The organism is Ktedonobacter racemifer DSM 44963 (assembly GCF_000178855.1).
Lineage (GTDB): Bacteria > Chloroflexota > Ktedonobacteria > Ktedonobacterales > Ktedonobacteraceae > Ktedonobacter > Ktedonobacter racemifer.
Genome location: NZ_ADVG01000001.1, coordinates 2,183,845 through 2,207,459 on the forward strand (window position 1 = coordinate 2,183,845; position 23,615 = coordinate 2,207,459).

Annotated in this window: 19 protein-coding genes and 2 pseudogenes; 12 read left to right on the plus strand and 9 right to left on the minus strand. The window is 55.1% G+C overall.

The features are described from left to right. Positions 1-38 precede the first annotated feature (38 nt). From KRAC_RS09485 to KRAC_RS09505, 5 genes and pseudogenes are all read right to left on the minus strand, one after another. Positions 39-1,244, minus strand: a complete 1,206-nt coding sequence (locus KRAC_RS09485) for an RNA-guided endonuclease InsQ/TnpB family protein (RefSeq protein WP_007906427.1) — start codon at positions 1,242-1,244, stop codon at positions 39-41. A 13-nt stretch (positions 1,245-1,257) separates the two neighbouring features. Continuing rightward, positions 1,258-1,389 (minus strand): annotated as a pseudogene (locus KRAC_RS75720) (transposase); the annotation flags it as partial. Between the two features lie 396 nt (positions 1,390-1,785). Next, positions 1,786-2,826, minus strand: coding sequence for a cytochrome d ubiquinol oxidase subunit II (locus KRAC_RS09495; protein ID WP_007906429.1), 1,041 nt, complete (start codon positions 2,824-2,826; stop codon positions 1,786-1,788). 2 nt (positions 2,827-2,828) lie between these two features. Next, positions 2,829-4,166, minus strand: coding sequence for a cytochrome ubiquinol oxidase subunit I (locus KRAC_RS09500; protein ID WP_007906431.1), 1,338 nt, complete (start codon positions 4,164-4,166; stop codon positions 2,829-2,831). Positions 4,167-4,283: 117 nt separating this feature from the next. Beyond that, entirely contained in the window at positions 4,284-4,853 is a 570-nt protein-coding gene (locus KRAC_RS09505) for a GNAT family N-acetyltransferase (protein WP_007906434.1), read from the minus strand. A gap of 88 nt (positions 4,854-4,941) precedes the next feature. Between KRAC_RS09505 and KRAC_RS09510 the strand changes: the two genes are divergently transcribed. The 5 genes from KRAC_RS09510 (at position 4,942) to KRAC_RS09530 (ending at position 11,468) form a co-directional block, all read left to right on the plus strand. Continuing rightward, positions 4,942-5,589: a hypothetical protein gene (locus KRAC_RS09510; protein WP_007906436.1), complete on the plus strand. Its 648-nt coding sequence runs from the start codon at positions 4,942-4,944 to the stop codon at positions 5,587-5,589. Between the two features lie 315 nt (positions 5,590-5,904). Further along, positions 5,905-6,690 carry an electron transfer flavoprotein subunit beta/FixA family protein gene (locus KRAC_RS09515; RefSeq protein WP_007906438.1) on the plus strand — a complete coding sequence of 262 codons (786 nt, stop codon included), beginning with the start codon at positions 5,905-5,907 and terminating at the stop codon, positions 6,688-6,690. A gap of 20 nt (positions 6,691-6,710) precedes the next feature. Further along, a complete protein-coding gene (locus tag KRAC_RS75725; RefSeq protein WP_007906441.1) occupies positions 6,711-7,676 on the plus strand; it encodes an electron transfer flavoprotein subunit alpha/FixB family protein in 966 nt (321 codons plus the stop codon). Positions 7,677-7,848: 172 nt separating this feature from the next. Then, a complete protein-coding gene (locus KRAC_RS09525; protein WP_007906442.1) occupies positions 7,849-9,963 on the plus strand; it encodes a 4Fe-4S dicluster domain-containing protein in 2,115 nt (704 codons plus the stop codon). Positions 9,964-10,157: 194 nt separating this feature from the next. Beyond that, positions 10,158-11,468: a hemolysin family protein gene (locus tag KRAC_RS09530; RefSeq protein ID WP_007906443.1), complete on the plus strand. Its 1,311-nt coding sequence runs from the start codon at positions 10,158-10,160 to the stop codon at positions 11,466-11,468. Between the two features lie 50 nt (positions 11,469-11,518). Here the strand turns inward: KRAC_RS09530 and KRAC_RS09535 are convergent, their stop codons facing one another. From KRAC_RS09535 to KRAC_RS09550, 4 genes are all read right to left on the minus strand, one after another. After that, positions 11,519-11,992 carry an ATP-binding protein gene (locus KRAC_RS09535; RefSeq protein WP_007906444.1) on the minus strand — a complete coding sequence of 158 codons (474 nt, stop codon included), beginning with the start codon at positions 11,990-11,992 and terminating at the stop codon, positions 11,519-11,521. After that, entirely contained in the window at positions 11,992-12,891 is a 900-nt protein-coding gene (locus tag KRAC_RS09540) for a class I SAM-dependent methyltransferase (RefSeq protein ID WP_007906446.1), read from the minus strand. Before KRAC_RS09540 ends, KRAC_RS09535 begins: the two co-directional genes overlap by 1 nt. A gap of 141 nt (positions 12,892-13,032) precedes the next feature. Beyond that, on the minus strand, positions 13,033-14,187 hold the full coding sequence (locus KRAC_RS09545; RefSeq protein WP_007906448.1) for an acyl-CoA dehydrogenase: 1,155 nt from the start codon (positions 14,185-14,187) through the stop codon (positions 13,033-13,035). A 185-nt stretch (positions 14,188-14,372) separates the two neighbouring features. After that, positions 14,373-14,570: a helix-turn-helix domain-containing protein gene (locus tag KRAC_RS09550; RefSeq protein ID WP_040443196.1), complete on the minus strand. Its 198-nt coding sequence runs from the start codon at positions 14,568-14,570 to the stop codon at positions 14,373-14,375. Positions 14,571-15,045: 475 nt separating this feature from the next. Between KRAC_RS09550 and KRAC_RS09555 the strand changes: the two genes are divergently transcribed. From KRAC_RS09555 to KRAC_RS80715, 7 genes and pseudogenes are all read left to right on the plus strand, one after another. Beyond that, on the plus strand, positions 15,046-16,287 hold the full coding sequence (locus KRAC_RS09555; protein ID WP_040443198.1) for an RNA-guided endonuclease InsQ/TnpB family protein: 1,242 nt from the start codon (positions 15,046-15,048) through the stop codon (positions 16,285-16,287). 484 nt (positions 16,288-16,771) lie between these two features. Then, a complete protein-coding gene (nusA, locus tag KRAC_RS09560) occupies positions 16,772-17,896 on the plus strand; it encodes a transcription termination factor NusA (protein WP_007906455.1) in 1,125 nt (374 codons plus the stop codon). Positions 17,897-18,057: 161 nt separating this feature from the next. Next, on the plus strand, positions 18,058-18,414 hold the full coding sequence (gene rnpM / locus KRAC_RS09565) for an RNase P modulator RnpM (RefSeq protein ID WP_007906457.1): 357 nt from the start codon (positions 18,058-18,060) through the stop codon (positions 18,412-18,414). A 656-nt stretch (positions 18,415-19,070) separates the two neighbouring features. Continuing rightward, positions 19,071-21,815, plus strand: coding sequence for a translation initiation factor IF-2 (gene infB / locus KRAC_RS09570; protein WP_007906459.1), 2,745 nt, complete (start codon positions 19,071-19,073; stop codon positions 21,813-21,815). 112 nt (positions 21,816-21,927) lie between these two features. Further along, positions 21,928-22,314: a 30S ribosome-binding factor RbfA gene (gene rbfA / locus KRAC_RS09575; protein ID WP_007906461.1), complete on the plus strand. Its 387-nt coding sequence runs from the start codon at positions 21,928-21,930 to the stop codon at positions 22,312-22,314. Further along, entirely contained in the window at positions 22,311-23,366 is a 1,056-nt protein-coding gene (locus KRAC_RS09580; RefSeq protein ID WP_007906463.1) for a DHH family phosphoesterase, read from the plus strand. Before rbfA ends, KRAC_RS09580 begins: the two co-directional genes overlap by 4 nt. A gap of 16 nt (positions 23,367-23,382) precedes the next feature. Further along, positions 23,383-23,615 (plus strand): annotated as a pseudogene (locus KRAC_RS80715) (tRNA pseudouridine(55) synthase TruB); the annotation flags it as partial.

Consider the following 23,615-nt stretch of genomic DNA (forward strand, 5'->3'; position numbering starts at 1 on the left):
TCTCGCCACTACGTGGTTTAGTGACTTCTCCGCATGGTCTAAAGACCAGCGGCTTCTCGTAAGTACCCTTTCTCCTTACGAGCTACATCGGTCTGCGATCTATGTCGTAGGCCGATGGGGGCAGCCATAGTAGCCCCAACTACGTGAGGGTTCCCAAATTCCCCACGATACTTGTACCTGATGTTCATAGCTCCCACCATGTCTCTGTGCCCTTTCCACTTGCAGTCTTTATTGATGCAGTGGAAGTTACGCCCTTGCACAGCTCCTTTGCGCCGTTTTCCACAGACCGGGCAGGTTTTACTGGTGGAGGACTCTTCTTGCATCTCAACCTGCATCCCTCTTCTCTCCGCCTTATAAGTGAGCTTCTGACGAATGGAACCGAAGGACCATTGATGCAATTTCTGGTTATTCTTGGAGCCAACATCTAAGCCTTGCCGGATATCACGCACATCGCCAATCGCCAAGATTTGCACCCCGTCCGTGTGAAGGGTGGAAATGAGCCTGGTGGTCGCTTTGTGCTCAATGTCTTTGATCTGGTTGGCTAGTTTCTTCAGTTGTTTCCGTTTGGACTTCACGAGTTGCTTGCGACGACGTGAGCCTGGCTTTTTCGCGTCGATCTTCTTCTGCAGCCTTGCCAGAAGTTTGTGGCGATACTGTCGCTTGGAACGCAACAAACGCCCATTAAGGATGTAGGTCTGTTCTCCATCGTGACTGACAGCCATATGAATTTCGCCTAAATCAATGCCAGCTATCTTGTTTCCTCCCTCTGGAACCGGCAAATAACAGGGTTCATAGGTAGCAAGCGCTTCGTATTGGGTGCCAGTCCAACGAATCACCAGCGTTTGGGGAAGGGTCCAGGCCCAATCGAGCACCAGTGGTTCATTGCCTTTGCCATTGGAAAGGATGAGCTTTCCATCCTTCAGGCGCATCGCACTCCGCTTGTACTCGATGCGAAAGTACCACTTTCTCCGCCGTGGTGGTCGTGCTGTTGGATCGCTCTTGCGGCGTTCTCTCCATGATTTGAGGCTGGCAAAAAACGCTTGGACGCAGGCATCAGCCGTATGAGCATGCAACAGAGGGGAGGTGTGCCAGCGCATGAGATGTTTGGGCTTTAACCAGATGCCCTGTTTGCGAACCACGCGCCAGAAAGACACCAGGGTCGCCGTATAGACCTCGCCACACGCGTGGGCAAGCTCATCGAGTTGGGCAGTCTTGCCGATGGTGATGCGCTTGATCTGATACACGCTAGAGTCCTTTCTAGGCTTCAAGAGAGCGTTGAATGGTTTGCTGGCTGACCTTGCCAGCCGTTGAAGCAAAATAGCTGCGTGTCCAGAGTGAAGGAAGCTTCTGCGCAATCTGTGGAAACTCCCTCCGAAGCGCAAAAGAGGTCACCTGGTTGAAGAGGGTCTGGGTGGCAAGGAACCAGCCCGCCTGTTCGCAGCGGACGAGCACAGCTTGCTTCATGGTCTTGGTGCTGCTGAAGGGTTTCCCTGCCATGGCTCCTCTTCCTTGCTTCCTTCCTCGTGATGCCCCCAATGGGGTTGGGGCTGCTTCCTGTGCTCACGGCAACGGAAACAGCTCTCAGTCTGATGAGGTTCGGGGAGAGTATACCACAAGTAGAACAGAAGTTCAACCCATTCGGGGGGCAGCCAGCCGGCAAGGGCTCAAGCCCGCGAGAAACCCGCCTCACCGCTGGGGCTCGAAGCCCCGCGGCTTGCGGCGGGTTCTTTGTCAGTGTAAGGGTTATAGTAACCGGATGGCTTTGCCATCCGGTTACTATAACCCTTACACTGACTTTTTATCTTCACGCCGGATACCTGGAGCAGGATAGGGCAGTTTGAAGACCGAGAAGAGGTAGTAGAGCGAGGGAACAACGAGCACCATTCCCACGAGCACACAGATCAGAGCCACCTCAATCACGTAAGCCTCGTTGGACGAGCCATCAATGGTGTAGTGCGGTGGTAGAATATACGGATACTGTGACAGACCCCATGAACTCAACAGAAAAGCCGTCTCAGTAATCATGAGCACACGCGCGATTCGATAGTGACGGAAGAAGAGCGCGCCTGCGGTTCCCAGCCCAATGAGCATCGTCACGATGACTACCGGCCATGCGCGCATAAGCATACCATTCCACAGCAAGGGAGCATATACAGTAGACAACGCCAGTCCCAGGGCGCCGAGAACCGCCGTAATCGCGCCTGCAATCAAGGCACTATTTCGATAGAAGCTGGTCAACTCATCATCATGGGCTGAATCGGCCTCAACGGACAGGTAGACCGCGGCCAGCGTCGAGCAGAGGGCTATCGCCATCAAGCCAATGACTAGCGCGAAAGGGCTCAACCACGAAGCCATATAGGTGGCATCCGGCTTCCCGGATGCTGGCAATAGTTTCCCGCTCGCGACCGCGGCGGCGCTTAGTCCCAGGGTAAATGGTGTGAGCAGGCTTGCCACACTAAAGACCGTCTCCCAGCCGCTGGCAAACGTGCCTTCGGCATCCGTCGCGTAGTAGCGATAGATAAAGGCGGCTCCTCGCAAGACAATACCAATCAGCGCGATGGTAAGTGGAAGAAAGAGCGCGATGCACAGGGCCGCAAAGGCGCTTGGGAAGATGGTAAACAGTCCCACAATCAGGAAAATGAGCCAGACATGGTTGGCTTCCCAGACAGGACCCAGCGCGTGATGAATAAGCTCGCGCTGCCTCTGCCTGCTGCGGCCAAAGGCAACGAGATTCCACACGCCCGCGCCAAAGTCGGCTCCCCCCAGCACCGCGTAAGTAATCAAGGCCCACCAGAGCACAATCAATGCCGCTAACGCTATATCCATACTTACATCCCCGCTTTCTGAGCTTGCTTCTGCGGCACCAGCCGCGGCATCGGCGTGCGCGCCACACGTAAGAGGAGCCAGACCAGTGCTACACCCAGCAGTATATAGATACCTGTGAAGGCCAAAAAGCTCTCGTTCAACCAGGGTGCGGTTGTGGCCGCGTCCCGTGTACGTAAGAAGCCATAGATCGCCCATGGCTGTCGACCAAGCTCAGTGACCATCCATCCTAGTTCCACCGCCAGAAAGCCCAGCACACCTGAAACAACGATTCCCCACAACAAGAGCTTATGTTCGGGGGCCTTACGCCTCCTGAGGAAGAAGAACAGCCAGTAGACAAAGGCGATAAAGAGCATAAAGAAGCCCGAACTCACCATACCATCAAAGGAGAGGTGCACCAGGGGCACATTTGGCCAGTCATCACGCGGGATTTGCTCCAAGCCCTTCACTTTGGCGTCAGGGTTAGCATAGGCCAGCAGGCTCAGGCCCCTGGGGATTTCCAGCGCATAGCGCACCTCGCCTGTGTTCGGATCTACCAGGCCACCAATTGTGATCGGCGCACCGTCCTGGGTCTTAAAGACCGCCTCCATCGCCGCGAACTTGGTTGGCTGATAATTGGCGAGAAAGCGTGCGTTAAAGTCGCCACTGACGATCTGGAGCGGAACCGCGACGACCGCCATCAGCATCCCTAGCATCAAGCCCTTGCGATGGTAGTCATCGCGCTTCCCTCGCAGCATGGCCCAGCCATAGACGGCGGCGACCCCAAAACCGGTTGCCACATAGGATGCCAGCATCATATGCACAGTCTCATAGGGCGTGCTGGGATTAAAGATGGCTTGAAAAGGGCGAATATCCACGACCTGCCCATTTTTAAAGACAAAGCCAGCGGGAGTATTCATCCAGGAGTTCGCGCTGACAATAAACCAGGCCGAGGCCAGGCCACTGATCCAGATGGGGAAGGAGCAGAGCCAGTGTGCTCGTGGCGAGAGCTGGTCCCAGCCATAGAGATAGAGGCCCAGAAAGATCGCCTCCAGAAAGAAGGCAAAACCCTCTAGCATGAAGGGTAAACCAACCACCCGGCCAGCGAATTCAATATATGTTGGCCAGAGTAATCCCAATTCAAAGGAAAGAATCGTGCCTGAGACCGCGCCAATGGCGAATAGAATCGCCGCGGCCTTCGCCCAGCGCCGCGTGAGCAGCATCCAGGTCGGGTTCTTTGTCTTCAGCGCAAGGCCTTCGGCGATACATAGCAGCAGCGGCAGGCCGACGCCCAGGACAGAGAAGATGATATGAAAAGCCAGCGAGGTACCCATCTGGGCACGGGCAGCCAGTAAATCTCCCATAAGATGCCCCTTGTTCTCCTGTTTCTATCTACCAACACACATCATGCGATAAAAAAAGCATATTCTGTCATATTGTAGGCGCCAGGCTAGCAAGCGACAAACTGAAGCAGAAGAAACTTATGAGAGCAAGAGAGGGCGAATATCAGACCAGCCATAGACCAGTTCTGTAAGCCTCTTGCCTCCAACCTCATCCTCCTGCTCGTACAGTAGTGTGGCTCCCAGCGCTTCATAAAAATAGCGCGCCGAATTATCAGCCAGAACAACGACTGTCATTGATGCCATTCCCTGGCGCACAAAATGCTCTACCAGAGTACCCACGAGGCGCCGTCCCAGGCCTCGTCCCTGCATCTCAGCAAGCAAGTAGATGGCATAGAGTTCACCATCATAGCCTGAGATACCCGCACGCTCCCTACCTCCATTCACGAAGGCTACAACCCTGCCGGTTTCATCTTCAGCTATATAGGTAAAAGAGGCGGCACCATCTCCTTGCTCCATCTGCAAGATCGTGTGCCACATCTGTTCACGCCGCTCATAGGAGAGCGCCGCCAGGTAGGCATCGGGCACCACGCCTTGATAGGTTGTGCGCCAGCTATCAACATGCACGCGCGCAAGCCCTGGAGCATCCTCCACACGCGCTGGACGAATAGTCGTCTGTCTGCTTCCATCGCTGAGTCTAGAATCGGTCAAGCTATATTCCTTCCTTGAGATATGCTATAATTGCGCCGTGTAACCAAAAGATTGCCGCCAGCCGAGACAGAAAGAGAGTGAGCCGAGAGTGTCACAGGAGAGACGTCAGGCGCCTACAGGCGTCAAGGGACCTAAAAATATTCAGCAACACCTGCAAGAAGGCGAGGTTGTGCTCTTCTCTGCCCCCGGCTTCTGGGATAACGGTGAAGTCAATTACAGTACCGCCTGCGAACTGGTGCTCACCAATCAACGCATCATTGGTTACTATACGAAGAGCTTCCCGCGTGAACATCTCTTCCTTGATTCGCTTCCCCTGGCCAATCTCACTCAGGTTTCGCTCCGCCAGAAGAACTATGAGCCACTCTTCCGCGAACTTCTAGTCAGCGATGGCACACGCAAGATCTACATGCGCACCTCGCGCCGCCATATCGAGCGTCTCTACGCGTTGCTGAGCGAGACAACCGGAAAGAGCGAGGATGCCACCCAGGATACTGCAACAGAAGACAGTTCGACGCCACACGAGAGTCCCAGCTATGCGCGCCAGAAGGTGCGAACCTCATTTGAAAGCTCTTCACTTGGTATTACGGTGCTCTTCGTGGGTGGGTTGCTGCTCGAAATCATCGGCGTCGTGCTCTGGCGCACACAGGGCGCCGCTATTGGCACTCCCCTCTGTATCGCCGGCCTCGTCGCCGTCACCACTGCCCTCCTGGTACGCCGTCAACGCACCCTTAGCTAACAGCCTACGACCTCTCGCGCCTGCGGCGCTTAGGATAGAGTGTGTGCGTGGACAACGGCTCTGCCGTTGTCCACGCACACACTCTATATTTTTGCAGAAATGTGCCAGGCGTGCTATGCTTCTGGCTATATGCAAATCCAGTAAACATTCGGAAGGAGTGGCAGAGTTTATTCAAGGAGGTTGGCAGGCGTCATCGTTAGCTAGCAACGTTGACACTCGCTTTTTGCGACAGGTACAATAGGATAGCCAAAGGAAACAAGGGAGTTTTCTTTTCTCCACGTCACACATCATCAATAGGCGAGGTGGATATATACAATGAAGATCATCGTCTGTATTAAACAGGTACCCGATCCAAACACCACTGTCAGTAAGCTTGATCCCAATACAAAGCGTCTTGTGCGCACTGGTGTTTCTCTCGTGCTCGATCCCGGTGATGAGAGCACAATCTCTGCCGCAATTAAGCTCCGCGATACCCTCGGCAATAGCGAGGTTGTCGCGCTGAGCATGGGTCCCGAGTCGGCTCAGGAAGGCATGCGCCGCGCGCTCGCGATGGGCGCCGACCGCGCGATCCTGGTGACCGATCCCGCCCTGGCTGGTTCCGACGCCCTGGCAACCGCACGCGTGCTGGCCGCCACGATCAAGAAAGAGGGCGCGGACCTTATCTTCTGCTCAACCGAGAGCACCGATGGCTATACCGGCATGGTCCCTGGAGCCATGGCTGAGTTCCTGGACCTCCCCCAGTTGACCTTCGCTCGCGAAATTCAGATCGAGGGCAGCAAGGCCGTCATCAAACGCGTCGTTCCCACTGGCTATAAAACCGTTGAAAGCTCCCTCCCCGCTGTTGTCACCATCGCCAGCGGCTCCTTTGAAGCCATTTACCCAACCATGAAAGGCATCATGGGCGCGAAAAAGAAGCCTTTCACCAAACTTACCATCGCGGACCTGGGCATCGAGCCTACACAAGTAGGTGAGGCCGGCGCACGCGAGCGTGTACTTACGATTGGTAAGGTTGAGGCACGCGCCGCTGGTCAGGTAATCAAAGACGATGGCAGCGCGGCACAGCGTATCGCTGAATTTTTGCAGCGCTACCAGTTGCTCTAGTGCTCAGGGAGGATTGCAAGATGTCTAACACAATTTGGGTACTCATTGAGCTGGAGAATGGCCAGCCTGCGCGCTCCTCGCTTGAGGTGCTTGGTAAAGCCGCGAAACTGGGTCGCGCCGAAGCAGTCGTGCTTGGCGCCGCCGCGGCGGAGGTCGCCCCTATCCTGGGTGCCTACGGCGCGGAGAAGGTCTATGTCCACGCGGATGCAACCTATGACAATTATCTGACGCTTCCAGCCGTGGATACGCTGAGCGCTCTGCTCAACGATCATCAGCCACGCTTGCTGCTCCTGGCCACCACCTACGAGCTGCGCGATATCGCCGCTCGCCTGATGGTGCGCAATAACCTGGGCCTGATTACCGACGCGACCGACCTGGCATTTGCAGGCGAAGAGCTTCAGGTCACCGTTCCCTGGGGCGGCGAAAACGTCGTTACGGCCACCCATCCTCACCAGGGCACCGGCATCGTCCTGACACGCCCCAAGGCTTTCGCCGTTGAGCAGTTTGATGGTCGCACACCCGAGGTTGAGACGCTCTCTGTCTCGATCAATAGTGCCGCGCAAGCCATTAAGATCGTCGATAGCGTCGATGTCGCTAGCGAGGGTCCGGCTCTGGAAGATGCCAGCATCATCGTCAGCGGTGGTCGTGGCCTGGGCAAAGCTGAGAACTTCCAGCTGGTTGAAGCGCTGGCGAAGGCTCTCCAGGGCGCTCCGGGCGCGACACGTGCCATCGTCGATGCTGGCTGGCTCCCCTATAGCTACCAGATCGGCCAGACGGGTAAGACGGTAAAACCCACACTCTATGTCGCCGCCGGCATCAGTGGCGCCATCCAGCACCTCGCTGGTATGAAGGGTTCAAAGTACATCATCGCAATCAATAAGGATGAAAACGCGCCCATCTTCTCTGTCGCTGATCTCGGCGTGATTGGCGATGCACTGACCATCCTGCCACAGCTTACAGAGGAAGTGAAGCGCCGCAAGGCCTAAATGCTTATTGCAAATGCTTATTGCACACGTCTCTCTCCGAGACGGTTGATGTCAGGGTGCCTCACTTGAGGCGCCCTCGCTCAACGGTGAGCGGTTCTCTTGTCCGAACGGTGCTATTCTCGTTCGACATTATGGCAACCGCCCGTCCATATACTAGACGGAGGTTCGACTAATGACCCCCCCACCGATTTCACCAACCGGGGGATGGATAGGCGCACTCATCTTTTCCGTGTTGTTCCTGGCCGCGCTCGGACTCTTTGCCCTACGCGCTGGCGAACTCGTGACCCTGCTGGCCAAGGCTCGACCCGAACATCGTACCGACCACATTAATGAGCGCATCGGTTCGATCTTCAAGGTAGTGCTTGGACAGAGCGGCGTACTGCGCGATCCCATCCCTGGCATTGCCCACTTCTTTACGTTCTGGGGCTTTATCATTATCCAGTTCGGCCTGCTCGAACTGATCGTGAACGCCTACAACATATCGATCCCGTTCTTAGGTGATAGCCCTATTTTCGCGAGCATCCTTGATTTCTTTATCGTCTTCGTAATGCTGGCACTGGTGGTCTTTGCCATTCGCCGTGCCGTCTTTAAGCCCAAACAGCTCCAGAGCGCCTTGCATGGTCCCTGGGATGGCTTTATCATCCTGGGTCTGATCTTCCTGGTCGTTCTGACGCTGACCCTGGTTGAGTGCTTTAATTATGTAGCGACTGGTGGCCATGCCTGGACGCCCCTGGCGGCCTTCTTTAGCCCCATATTCACTCCTCTTGGAGTCAATGGTAGCACGCTTGCTTACCGCGTCTCCTGGTGGCTGCATATCGCGGTTGTGCTCAGCTTCCTGATCTATCTACCGCGCTCCAAGCACCTGCACCTGCTGGCGACACCCTTTAACGTCTTCTTCCAGAACTATAAGCCCAAGGGTGCCCTCCCACTGCTGGAGAACCTGGAGGAGCGCGACGACTATGGTGTCTCGAAGGTGGAGCAGTTCACCTGGAAACAGTTGCTCGATGGCTACGCCTGCACCGAGTGCGGACGCTGTAACACCGTCTGCCCGGCTACCAATACCGGCAAACCGCTCTACCCGAAGGAGATCATCCTGGGTGTGAAAGAGGCCCTCTTTGTACGCAGTGGCGAGATCCTGGGGCAGGACTCACTCTACAGCAAACTGGGAATCGCGGGCGTCAAATCAGATAAGACCGTCGAGGAGAAGGAGGCTCACCACGAGCCTATGGTTGGCGGCATTATCTCCCAGGAGGCCCTCTGGTCCTGTACGACCTGTATGGCCTGTATGGAGATCTGTCCCGTCTCGATTGAACATGTGCCTAAGATCGTCGATATGCGCCGTAGCCTGGTCATGGAGGAGAGTGAGTTCCCGCAAGAGGTCACCTCGCTCTTTAATAACATCGAACGCAATGGCAACCCCTGGGAGATCAGCAACGATAAGCGCGCCGAGTGGGCCGCGGGCCTGGGCATTCCCCTGCTCTCGGAGAACCCCGACGCGGACATCCTCTACTGGGTTGGCTGCATGGGTTCCTTCGATCAGCGCAATAAGAAGGTCGCGACCTCGGTCGCCAAGATCCTGCTGGCCGCTAAGGTCAACTTCGCCATCCTTGGTCCCGAGGAATCCTGCACGGGCGATCCCGCGCGCCGCATCGGTAACGAGTACCTGTGGCAGATGCAGGCCATGCAGAACATCGAGACCCTCAATGGCTATGGCTTCAACAAGTCTGCTAGCGCCGATGGCGCAGGCGAGCAAAAGCATAGAACGATCCTGACCGCCTGCCCGCACTGCTTCAACACGATGTTGAACGAGTACCCGCAGCTTGGTGGCGACTACGAAGTGGTTCACCACACCGTCTTCATCGACCAGTTGATCTCTGATGGCAAGCTTGAGCTGCCCGAGGGCTTTGACCAGCGCAAGCTGACCTATCATGACCCCTGCTACATTGGCCGCTACAACGACACCTACGATGAGCCACGTCGCGTGCTGACGGTGCTGAATAGCAACGGCATCAACGAGATGAAACGCAACCGCAACAAGAGCTTCTGTTGTGGTGGTGGTGGTGGTCGTGCCTGGATGGAGGAGAAGGTTGGCAAACGCGTCAACCAGACCCGCATCAATGAGGCATTGGAGACCAATTCCGAAGTCGTAGCCGCCGCCTGTCCATTCTGTATCACCATGTTTGAGGATGGTGTCAAAGGCGTCGAGGCCGAGGAGAAGCTCAAGATCGAAGATATCTCTGAGATCGTAGCCCAGGCCATCGAAAGCAAGCAACCAGCCGTAAAATAGCCTGGAGCGCTTACGTTCAAGGCTGGTATGTACCACCTATCGAGATCCGTTCGCAGCTCTGCGGACGGATCTTTTTGTATGCGCTCAGGCGTGTCTATGTTAGAATAGAGATCAGATCTATAAAGAATTCAGGGATACTGACTCCACCACGTTTTGCACGTTTTTGATAGAGATCAAAAGGATAAAGAACGCTTATGTCTGGTTTTCCCGTAGTTGAAGTCCTTATTATCTTTGTGCTCATCCTGGCGAATGCCTTCTTTGCCGCCTCGGAGATTGCTATCGTCTCGGCACGCCGTGGTCGCCTTCAGCAGCAGGCCGACGCTGGCAAGAAAAGCGCCAAACAGGCCCTGGACCTGGCGGAAGACCCTGAGCGCTTCCTGGCGACGGTCCAGATCGGCATTACCCTTATTAGCACGCTTTCAGCGGCTTATGGTGGCGCGAGCATTAGCGCGATCCTCAGTACCTGGCTCAAGACGGTGCCCTATATCGGCCCCTACGCCGATACCGCCTCCCTGGTGATCGTCGTCATTCTCATCACCTATTTCTCGTTGCTAATTGGTGAACTGGTACCCAAACGTATCGCCCTACAATCGGCCGAGCGCATCGCCAACACGGCTGCGCCCTTTATGACGAAGCTGGCGGCCTTCGCGCGCCCCGTAGTCGGTTTTCTGACCATCTCGGCCAACCTGGTGCTGCGCCTGATCGGCCAGCATAAGACGCGGAAGCAGGAGGTGACTGAAGAGGATATTGTCTACCTGGCACGCGAGGGCGCGGTCAGCGGCAACGTCGAGAGCGGCGAAGAGGAGTTTATCAGCCGCATCTTCCGCTTCTCGGATCGGGCCGTCAATACGATTATGATTCCACGCACAGAGATAGTGGCAATTGAGGTTGGCACACCGCTCGAACAGGTCATCGAGACCTTCCTTAGCTCTGGCTACACACGCCTCCCGCTCTACGAAGACTCCCTGGATAATATCGTCGGCGTGCTCTATGCCAAGGACCTGCTGCGCAAGCGTGCCGAAGATGGGCAGGTGGACCTGGTCAAGCTAGCTCGCCCACCTTTCTTTATCTTTGAATACCAGTATGTCGATGACCTGCTCACCATTTTCCGCCGCAAGGGAGTGCACCTGGCAATTGTGATCGATGAGTATAGCCAGGTCACGGGCCTGGTAACGTTGGAAGATGTGCTGGAAGAGCTGGTAGGCGAGATCCATGACGAGTACGATCAACCCGAGGAGGTCGATTTTACCCAGCGCGAAGATGGTAGCTGGCTCATTAATGCCATGGCCGAACAGCAGCGTGTACGCGAGAAGCTAGGCATGCCAGCCGTTCCTGAGGAGACGCACCTCAACTACAAGACACTGGCAGGCATGATCCTGACCCATATCGGAAGCATTCCAGCCGTTGGCGACAAAGTTGAGATCGATGGCTACACCTTCGAGATCGTCGACATGGACGGCAGACGCATCGATAAAGTCCTGGCCAAAGCCAAATCGGATAACTAATAGAGATACAGAAAAAAGCAGGCGCCTGCTTTTTTCTGTATCTCTATTAGTTATCCTTCACCAGATAAGGTGGATTGCCAGGGTGAGACGTCAAAGCCCTCCTGGTCATTGTTGCGGACGAAGAAGAGTTCGTCGAAGCCTTCGCTATAGTCGGGACGCTCCAGGCGTTTGAGGGTGGCGAAGATGGCAACCTCGGGGACGCGCCGGAGCCCTTCTCTCTGAGCGTTGCGCGCGCGGCACCTGGCGAGATCCACCTCAAAATAGTAGCCGATGACGCGTGCGCCCAGGCGCTTGCCAAGTTCAATCAGTTCACTGCGCTCGGCACGTGAGGCGTTAGTATTGTCCACGACCACTAATTGGCCCTGCCGCAGCGCATCCTCCACCTGCTGGAGTTGGCGACGTGCTGGGTGGCGATTGTTGCGCAAGAGATCTTTGCTGACATATGCGTGCGAAGAGGCAAAACGCGTGCGGTAGAAGGTACTCTTTCCGGAGCCCTGCAAGCCAATAAGCAGAAGAAGCTCCATTAGCGCTCCTGAGCCTGGGCCTGGTAGCGAGTAATGATAAAACGTTGCTCCTGCTTGCGCACCGTGTCGATGCCCGCGCCAAAGTAGGCATAGGCCCACTGCTCAAGCCGGCGACACCCTTCCTGAAAGACCGCATCGGGAACGCGGCGCATACTTGACCAGTTGCGCTGCAAGATACCCTCCAGGACCTGGCGCGGCGTAATAGCCCGCTCCCATGTCAAGGCAATCCAGCGCACAGCCTGCCAGCCCAACTCGGCACAGGCATGTTGTAATTCGGTATCAGAAGGCTGGTAGAGTTCCTGCTCATCATAACCAAGCTCCGCAAGGATGCGCCGCCATTGGGCGCGTACCTCCTGAACATCTGAGGGGCCATGTTCGTCGCCGCAATGGAGAAACATACCGTCAGGTGTCGCTACGCGCCTGACCTCCTGCAACACCTGGCGCCAATCATCCACCAGGTGCAACACATGAACCGCGATAATAACCTCGAAGGAGACCGCTGCAAAAGGCAGGTGATGGACGTCTGCAACAGCGATGCGCATATGAGCATCTGGCTCAGTGCGCTGGAAACGCTTCCCCCATGCCTGTTGCGGCTGACCCTGCTCGTCTGGCAGGTCTCCCCAGGCAAGCCGTTCTTCCTGCCAGTCTTCGGCCCGCAATTTATGCTCAAGCCGTGCTAGCATACGCTCAGAGATATCGATACCTGTGAGGTCACGTCCCAGGTTTGCCAGGGGGAGCGCGATACGCCCGGTTCCCACACCGATCTCCAGAAAGCGCGTCTGCGGACCCGCAGTGGACGCCTCGTCGAGGGCCTGAGCAATGCGTAACGCCACGTCGCGTGGATAGCCTCGCGTTGCATCATAAATAGATGCCAGCATGTCGAAATTAAAGGAAGACATGATCCCAGCTCCTCAAATGATCTCTTGCTCTGACCAACGCTGCTCAAGCACGCGTCTACATACATATGATGCCCCTTTATATATAGGCTATAGACACGTGCTTGAGCATCGTCGTGCCACCACGGCTCCTTGCTCCTAAGCTTACGAATTTCGTTCGGACAATAAGGCACGCGCGATTACCAGGCGCTGGATCTGATTGGTACCCTCATAAATCTGGGTGATCTTGGCATCACGCAGCATGCGCTCCGCGGGATACTCCTTCATGTATCCATAGCCACCCAGAACCTGGATCGCGTCGTTTGTGACATCCATGGCTGCGTCCGAGGCAAACATCTTCGCCATGGAGGAGTACTTGCTAAACTGTTCATCGCCATCATCCACCAGTTCCGAGGCATGATAGACCAGCAGGCGCGCCGCCTCAACTTTGGTCGCCATATCCGCCAGCATAAACTGGATGCCCTGATTCTCAGCGATAGGCTTTTTGAACTGCACACGCTGCTTGGCATAGGCTACGGCCAGGTCCAGGGCCCCCTGCGCGATGCCAAGGGCCTGCGCACCAATACCGATGCGTGTGCGGTCCAGAGTACGCATGGCGATCTTGAAGCCTTCGCCTTCCCCTCCCAGCAGGTTCTCGACTGGAACCTCACAGTTCTCAAAGATCAGCTCAGCCGTCTGCGAACCCTTAATACCCATCTTATCTTCGATGCGCCCAACAGAGAAACCGGGGAAGTCTTTCTCGACGATAAAGGCACTGATGCCACGAGTACCGGCCTGAGGATCAGTAATCGCGAAGATGGTGTTGACCTGGGCCAGGCCACCATTGGTGATAAAGCGCTTAGAACCATTGAGGGTATACTTATCGCCCTTGCGCACGGCAAAGGTCTGCATCGCGGCGGCATCCGAGCCAGAGCCAGCCTCGGTCAAACCAAAGGCCGCTAGCCACTCACCGCTTGCCAGCTGGGGAAAATATTTGCGCTTCTGTTCGTCATTGCCTGCCAGCAGAATCGGCATCGAGCCGAGTTGCTGGACCGCCAGGATCAGGCCAGTTGTGGCACAACAGCGCGAGAGTTCCTCAACCGCCATCGAGATCGCCAGTTCGCTGGCGCCAATGCCACCGTACTCTTCGGGGAAGGGCATCGCCAGGATATCGTGAGAGGCCAGTAGCTCCTTCATATCCCAGGGAAACTCGCCAGAGTGATCTATTTCAGCCGCCCGGGGCGCCACACGCTCCTGAGCGATCTCGCGAATTGCTTCAATCAGTGCCTTTTCGTCTTCACTGACATGAGACACAGCCATGACAGAGTACTCCTTTGTGCAAAATAGAGACAATAGTTCGCTATTAGCGAGTATATCACATGCGATTTCATCGGTTTGGGAATCGGCAAGAGCATAAATAAAGTACGTCGCAAGTCCTTTCTGTACCACTGCCGGATGGAGCTAACACTACTTATCCATCCAGCAACCTCTTACTACCTACAGAGCTAATCATCTCGTTTTTGATCACTTTGCTGTTGTTCCAGCCTTCTGATGTATTCCTCTATAGCTTCACGACGAAACCGCCATCTTCCACCGATTTTGAAACCAGGGAGTTCACCTCTATTAGCAAGTCGCTTCACTGTTTGCTCATTGAGCTTTAAAAGCTTTGCCACTTCATCAGCATCAAGAATATCGTCGATCATGAGTAACATGCATGCCTCCTTTCACCAATCTGCTAGCAAATAGTACCATAGGCAAGCAATTTTCGGCAAATGATATCAAAAACGACCAGCAAATATTGACAAATATTACTTTGTCATATATACTCACAGATATCAAGGGTGAAAGGTAGTGTGAGCTTGTATCTCGTACGGAGAGCAATGCCCCGTTGCTTGTCCAGAAGTCGTTGTCTCTCTGGATACTGAACCACCTTGAATTCCGCGATGGCTACGAGCGGAACTACTTCACTGAAGAGGGTGAGGAAGATGTGGCTACCCTTCGAACTAGTGCGGGCACGATGGAAGCACAATGATGTGGTGAAAGCGTTCCGAGAACGGATACGCATCTGCCGTGAACAGCACAAGTGCTTTGACGAAGCACAACAGTTGCCCTTGTGTTAGTCGCAAGATTTGAACGTCAAGGCAGAGCAGGAAACAGTGCAAGGCGCAGGTGAAGAGTGTGCAGCTAGTTGAGCAACATTGCATTAGCAAAATTGATCCAAGTTACGAGATTATCGATGAAGCGGCCTTCAAGTCCAAGAACTTGTACAATGCTGCCAATTACGAATATCGACAAGCCTTCTTTCATGAAGGCACATATCTCAACTACAGCGAAGTGCAAAAGCGCATGCAGTTGCATGAAGCGTACAAAGCTCTGCCTGCAAAGGTGAGTCAACAAATTCTGATGGTGTTAGATAGCAACTGGAAGGGCTTCAAGGAAGGATTAAAAGCCTACTACGAAGCCCCTTCCAAGTTCCGGGAACGCCCACACCCACCCAAGTACAAGCACAAAACGGAAGGGCGGAACATTCTTATCTACACGATCCAGGCGATTAGCCGAGGCAAAAATGGCTTGAAACGTGGGCTTATCAAACCATCTATGCTTCCCGTCGAGATACAAACCAAGCAAAAGGACATCCATCAAGTTCGCATTATCCCCCGCAACGGCTATTACGTCGTTGAAGTCGTCTACAGCAAGAAACCCGTTCAGAAGCACGTTGATCCTTCTTTTTGCGTCGCCATTGATCTTGGTGTGACGAATTTAGTGGCGATAACTTCAAACCGAGAGAGTTTTATACCTCAACTGGTTAACGGTCGGAAGCTAAAGAGCATCAATCAATGGTACAACAAGCGCATGAAAGAACTGAAACTGTGTCTTCCCAAAGAAGAGCGAGACCGTACTACGAAGCAGATGGAGCGGATTACCAACCATCGAAACCGACAAGTCAATCATTACCTGCATGCTGCCAGTAAGCGCATTATTGATTTTCTGGTGAAAGAGGGAGTGGGTACGATCATTGCTGGTAAGAACCTGTTCTGGAAGCAAGAAGTCGATATGGGCAGAAGAAACAATCAAAACTTTGTTCAGATCCCACATGCACGCTTCATTGACATGCTGACGTACAAAGCGGAGTTAGTAGGCATCCAACTGGAGATACAGGAAGAGAGTTACACCAGTAAAGCAAGCTTCCTTGACCTTGATCCTATCCCAACCTACAAACCCAATGACGAGACGGAATATACCTTTAGCGGGAAGCGGATTGGACGGAGAAACCGTTTGTATTGTACAAAAGATAGGAATATTATTTGTGCCGATGTGAACGGTTCCTACAACATTCTACGGAAAAGTAGACCTGATGCGTTTGCAAAGGGAGTAGCGGCCTATGTAGTTCAGCCTTCACGGTTAGCAATAACCGTGTAAATCAAACGAAAGATGTGGCGTCCAGAGATGTCCACGTTTTTTGGAACTATATCACAAGAAAGGGACACTTTTGTAAGGAACGAACGGGCAGATGGGTCGACTTACGCCGACCCATCTGCCCGTTCGTTCCTTGCAAAAGGAGAGGCGCATCCAGAGGAGAGACGGGAATAAAGGCCTCCACTCATATGTTTAAAAGAACAAATACATACATCACAAATATCATCTTTTCAGCAACAACAAATTTAGAGTATAATATAAGCTATGGATAGAGAATAAATAATTTCAGGGCGCTGAGGCGTCCTATTGAGCTTGCGTCTTAATACTAGGCAAAGCTCAATCAGCATGATATAATACAGACAGAACTGAGATTTTTTTTGCGAAAAGTGGGCATTTTCCCCACTTTTCTGTCTGCTAGAGACGTTTTCTTTTGCACACATAAAATTGAGTTGAGTGTAACTGGGCACCAGCGGGAGGAGCAAGGCATATGAGGAGCGAATTTCAGGCGGCTATCGCACAATTAATTGCCGAGAAGGGACTACCCCGCGAAGTGGTAATGGAAACCGTAGCGAACGCCCTCCTCGCAGCATATCGTAAAAGCTTCGGTGGTGGTGAGAATGTACGCATCGAGGTTGACAAGAATGGCGAAGTCCATGTGTGGGCATCGAAGCGTGTTGTGGCCCAGGTAAATGATTCTAACGAGGAGATCTCTCTGGCGGAGGCACAGCGTCTCGTTCCAAATGCGGCCCTCGGACAATTGCTCGACGTAGATTCTTCGTTCATCTTTTCGCGCATCCCCACGCAGACCGCTAAACAGGTCATTCTTCAGCGCATCCGCGAAGCAGAACATGAGCACCTCTATGAACAGGTGAAGGGCTGGGTAGGCGAGATTCGCCTGGGTACCCTGATCCGCGAGGAACAGCGAGGCTGGGTAGTCGACTTCGACCTGGATAAAGTTGATAAAGTCGAAGGCTTGATGCCCATCTCGGAGACCATTCCCGGCGAGCACTACCGCATGAAGCAACGCTTGCGCCTCTACATCTATGATGTACGCCGCATACAGGGCAGGATGCTCCAGATCCTGGTCTCGCGTACCCATCGCGACCTGGTGCGTCGTCTCTTCGAGAATGAAGTGCCTGAAATCTACGACGGGTCCGTGGAGATCAAAGCCATCACGCGCGAGCCAGGCAGCCGAGCAAAAGTCGCTGTCTACGCACGCCAGGAGGGCCTCGATCCCATTGGCTCCTGCGTCGGCGTACGCGGACAACGCATCAGCAATATCGTACGTGAACTCAATGATGAGAAGATTGACATTATCCAGTGGAGTCCGGACACAGCCTCATTTGTGGCGAACGCGTTGAGTCCGGTGAAGCCACTGAAAGTTGAGTTACGCGACTCAGATCATACCGCGATTGTTACAGTGCCTGAGCGCCAACTCTCGCTGGCAATTGGTAAAGATGGGCAGAATGCCCGCCTGGCGGCAAAGCTCACCGGCTGGCGCGTTGATGTCGTCAAACCCGTAGAAGGTGAAATCTACGAAGAGCCAGAAGAACAGATCACCAGCGTCTCACGCCATGAGCGCTCGGGACGCCGTTCACGTGGGAACAGGTAAGTGCCTATTAGGAAACCTGAGCGCTTGCTGTACCACCTTCAGGTGGTCCCCGCATGGGGGCGAAGCGCTAGCCATAGCAGTGGCTCCGCGCCCTCAAATGGGGGTTGGTTTTCACATAAGAAGCAGGTCGTATACTAAAGAAGGAGGTACACAATCATCGTATGACAAAGGCCAAACAACAGAAACCACAAAAGCATATCCCTTTGCGTACGTGTGTCTCCTGCCACGAGAATAAATCGAAGCGGGAGCTGCTCAGGGTGGTACGCACACCTGACGGGCATGTCTCCGTCGATGCAACCGGCAAGAAGTCGGGACGCGGAGCCTATCTCTGCGCACGCCTCTCTTGCTGGAAACAGGCGATCAAAAGCAAGCGACTCGAACAGGTTTTGAAGATTGATGCCATCCCGCAGGAAGATCTGGCCGGCCTCGAAGCGTTTATCGCCACGCTGCCAGAAGATCTACCAGTAAGCGTACCGGCACAGGCGACACGCAAAAAGGTTGCAGAACCCAAAGCGTGATACGTCTGTATAGGAAGCGAGCGGTGAGTCAGGATACTTTTCTTCTACATTTGTCGATAGACAAGTGAGAAGGATGCAAAAAGTTTTTCTCACTACCCTCTTTTCCACATATCAAGCATCTCTATACATAGGCCTCAAGAAGTCCTGTAGAGGTGCCTGGCATTTGCAAGGATCTGTAGAGTAGGCTATACTAGAGCAGTTGAATTTCGACAACAAGCTGTTTTGTACATCATATGAAACAGCATATGCTTGCGCTTGTAAATTTTTACTCTTTTCGCCTTTACTCTTATCGTCCCTCTCAATGCCGCTAACGGCAGAAAGAGGGTTTCAATACGAACATCCGACCAGGTCGGTGGCCGGATGGGGATTAAACAATGTGTTGTTTTATCTCTACTCTTAATAGAGACACAGCCCCTCGTCTACAGGGCAGTTGTAACAGTGAATGTTTGCGGAGCGAAATAGCTATGATTAAATAAGCATAGCCTCTCTAAACGTTAGAGAGCGCGGACTGAAACATGCCTGGCACTGCACCAACGAGGGTCTGTCACCCACTTCTCGACACATTCCAGGGAAGGGCGACAGACCTTTTTTATGGCTGTGAAGAGAGATTTCCAGCGTCTTTGGACGCATCAGATGACAGAAAGGGAGTCTTCTTCATGAGAGACGCATCTGATTTCACAGATGGGACCGAGCAGGCCAAACCAGCCAATCAACAACAGACAACTCAACCTACACCTAACGCCCCTGCGGCGCCAGGCAAGCAAGGAACTAGTGGCGGCTCTCGGTCCGAAAGCCCTACACCAGGCAGCCAGGAACAAGAACAAGAACAGAAAGCAGCTCCTCGGCGTCGTACATCTCCTCCTACCCAAACAGGGCCCCGCCCACAGGGTGATAGGGAGCACCCTCCCACTTCACCAGGCGGTCCCGCCACACGGCAAGGTCCTCCGAATCGCGGAGGTGGTTATAGGCCAGCGGGTGGCCCAGGCCCTCAGCAGGGTCCTTCAGGCGGCAGGCCCGGCAGTTACAGTGGTGGCCCAGGCCCTCAGCAGGGTCCTTCAGGCGGCAGACCCGGTGGCTATAGCGGTGGCCCGGGCGGCAGACCCGGGGGCTATAGCGGTGGCCCGGGCGGCAGACCCGGCGGTTATAGCGGTGGCCCGGGCGGCAGGCCCGGCGGTTACAGCGGTGGCCCAGGCGGCAGGCCCGGTGGCCCAGGCTCAGCAGGTGGCCCGGGCGGCAGGCCCGGCGGTTACAGTGGTGGCCCAGGCGGCAGGCCCGGTGGCCCAGCAGGTGGCCCCTACCGTCCTCCTCAGGATAGCCTCCACCCCGGCAGTGCTACCCCGGTCACAGAACGCCCTGAGCGCGGCCGTGGACGTGAACGTGACCGCGAACGTGCCGAGCGCACAAGTGAACGTACCGTAAGTGAGGGCAGCACGCCTGAGCGCGGACGAGCACCCATTTATAAGAGTCCCCCAGCCAGGCCTGGTGGTGGTACAGCGCCACACCGTCCCGCTGGCACGGGAGGACCATCACGTCCCTCTCGCCCCTCGGGTGGATCACGCCCTAGAAGCAACAATGGACATGCACAGCGAACGACTGAGCGTCGCACGGCTGCGGTCAAGGAAAAGGTCACTGGGCCCGTTACCATTCCACCGCAGATCATCGTAAAAGATCTTGCAGAGCTACTCGACGTCACACCCAATGAGATCATTCGCCAGTTGATCAAACAGAGTGTCTTCGCCAGCATCAACCAGGTCGTGGAGTACGAGAAAGCGTCCCAGGTTGCAACTGATCTGGGATTTGAACCCACTCAGAGCGAGGTCGCGGCGGCAACAGGTGCACGCAAGACCCTATCCGCCAGCGAGGCACAGCAGGCTTCTCGCGACGATCAGGGCATGGTTATCACCCCACCAGTGGTGACGATCATGGGTCACGTTGACCATGGTAAAACCTCCTTGCTCGACACCATCCGGAAGACGAAAGTCGCCGCAGGTGAGGCTGGAGGCATTACCCAGCATATCGGTGCCTACCAGGTTGAGGTCAACGACAAGAAGATTACCTTCCTGGATACTCCCGGTCACGAGGCCTTTACCGCCATGCGCGCTCGTGGAGCACAGGTGGCCCACGTCGCCATTATCGTGGTCGCAGCCGATGATGGTGTCATGCCGCAGACGCGCGAGGCAATCGACCATGCGCGTGCCGCCAAGATGCCTATCATTATCGCGCTTAATAAGATTGACCGACCCAACGCCAATCCAGATCGCGTCAAGCAGCAGTTGGTTGAGAACGACGTACTGATCGAAGAGTTCGGTGGCGAGATCATCTGTGTCCCCATCTCCGCCAAGAAGGGCGAGGGCATCGATGAGCTTCTCGACTATATCCTGCTCGTCGCTGAGTTGCAGGACCTGAAGGCCAATCCCAACGTGCCTGCGACTGGCGTCATCATTGAGGCCAAACTGGAGAAAAGCAGTGGTCCTTCGGCCACCGTCCTCGTCCAGCAGGGAACACTCAAAATGGGCGATACTATTGTGGTCGGGCCTATCGCCGGTAAAGTACGCGCCATGTTCAATGATCGTGGCAAGCGCGTGCAAAAGGCGCCACCCAGCACACCAGTCAGCATCCTTGGTTTGCCAGAGGTGCCACAGGCCGGTGACCGCCTGGTGGTGGTCGTTGACGATAAGACTGCTCGCCAGAATGCCCAGACTGAGCAGGAGCGCCGTCGACAGGAGAACACCCATCTTGGCCAGGTAAGCCTGGATACGCTCTACACCCAGATGCAGGAAGGCACCGTAAAAGAACTCAACGTCGTGCTCAAAAGCGACGTACAGGGATCCGCGGAGGCCATCAAGGGCTCGCTCTCCAAACTGGGCGAGGACAACCTGAAGGTTCGCCTGATTCACGAGGGTATTGGTAACGTCAGCGAGACTGATGTCCACCTGGCCTCAGCCTCCGGCGCTATCGTCATCGCCTTCAACGTCAAGGCCGATGGCGCGGCTCAGCGCGAGGCGCAAAAAGAGCACGTCGATATCCGCTACTACAACGTCATCTATAAGCTGATTGACGATATCCAGGCTGCCCTGACTGGTATGCTTGAGCCTGAGTACCGCGAGGTAATCGGGGGTCATGCCGAAGTCATGCAGACCTTTAAGGCTGGTCGTAACACCATTATCGCTGGTTGTCGTATCACCGACGGTAGGATCATGCGTTCCTCACAGGCCCGCGTCCTGCGCAATAAGGACAAGGTCTATGAAGGCAAGGTGGACTCGCTCCGTCGTGGTAAAGACGATGTGCGCGAGGTACTGACCGGCTACGAGTGCGGTATTATCCTTGAGGACTTCACCGCTATCGAGGTCGGCGATATCATCGAGGCCTTTGCGCAAGAGCGCGTCATGCCCGGCGCATAAGAACTACAGAGCGATTGCGGAAGCGTAGCATGTCTGTCACACCAGGCCATACTACGCTTCCGCCCTTTTCCACTAGATCATCCGTGTGTAGCGAAGAGGATGGGACGAGATTATGGCTAACCCACATCGTCAAGAGAAATTGGGCGAATTGATCGCCGCCGAACTTAGCGAACTTATGAGAACACGCGTCAAAGATCCCCGCGTTGGCTTCGCCAGCATCACCCATGTTGAAGTCAGCGGCGACCTGCGCCATGCCAAGGTTATGGTCAGCGTCATGGGAACCGAGGAGGAACAGGCCGCGACAATGCAGGGTCTGAAGAACGCCTCAGGCTTCTTGCGCCATGAACTGGCCGAGCGCATTACCTTGCGCTATATGCCAGACCTGGTCTTTAAGCTTGATCACTCCATTGCCGAGGGCGCACGCATCCTGGCCCTCATTAACAAGGTCAACCAGGAGGACTCCTCACAACCGACATCATCAACGAACGAGGAAGCATGAGCCAGACCTATCTAAATCCTACTTTGACCCAGGAGCTTGATGGCCTCCTGGTCCAGCAAGCAATGGCGATGATCCAGCCCGCGCGGCACATCGCCATTCTTGCGCATGAGCGACCAGATGGGGACTGCCTTGGCTCCTCCCTCGGCCTGGCCCATATGTTGGACCAGCTAGGCAAATACTGCGTGCCAGTCTGCCCAGACGTGGTGCCACCATCGTTTCACTTTCTGCCTGGCCATGAACGCTTCCAGACAACGCTTGGAGACGAGCAATTTGACCTGGTGATCGCCCTGGATGCCGGCGAACTCTACCGCTTTGGCGCGCTGGCTGAACAACACCGGGACTTCCTGGCACGTGTGCCTATCCTGAACATGGATCATCACGTGAGTAGCACTGGCTGTGGCCAGGTAAATATTATTGACACAGCCTCCGCCGCGACGGCAGAGCTACTGGTGCTCTTTCAGCAGCAGGCGCATCTTCCGCTCACCGGAGAGGCTGCCCAATGCCTGCTAACGGGCATGATCACCGATACTGGCTCGTTCCAGTACTCCAACACCTCCGCGCGTACGATGGAATCCGCCGCGGTCACAATACGCGCGGGTGCTAACGCGGAAACGACGGTTAAACCCCTTTTCCGCACCCATCCCCTGGCCAAGCTGCGCCTACAAGCAGAGGTTTTTAAGCAGGCCCAGACGGCGTGCGAGGGCCGTCTCATCTGGTCCTACGCCGACGATGCAACCCTGATCACCGCTGGCGCCACTGCGGATATGGATGATAGCTGTGTTGGTACCTTGCGCGATGTCGAGGGCGTGCTGGTGGCAGCCTTCTTCAAAGCCTATGGCGAGACACAGACCACGCGCATTAGCCTACGAACCTATGAGCCATTCGATGCTGCAGCCTTCTGCATGCGTCTAGGAGGCGGGGGTCATCCAAGAGCAGCCGGAGCCACGGTAAATCGCCCCCTGGCTGAAGCCATGCCCGAGATTGTCGCGCAGCTAGCCGAGGAATGCCAGCGCCTGACCAGTCTGGACGCAACAGACACAACTCAATCCTAAACTTCAAGAGGTTTTAATGGACGGAATTCTCAATATCAATAAGCCGCTTGGCATGACCTCGCATGATGTCGTGGCACGCGTGCGCAAGTTGCTCAAGCAGAGGCGTGTCGGGCACGCCGGGACGCTCGATCCAGCCGCCAGCGGCGTGCTTCCTATCTGCGTGGGACTGGGCACGCGCGTCGCGGAGTATCTTAGCGAGAGCGGCAAGGCGTACCAGGCGGAGATTATCTTTGGCATCGCGACCGATAC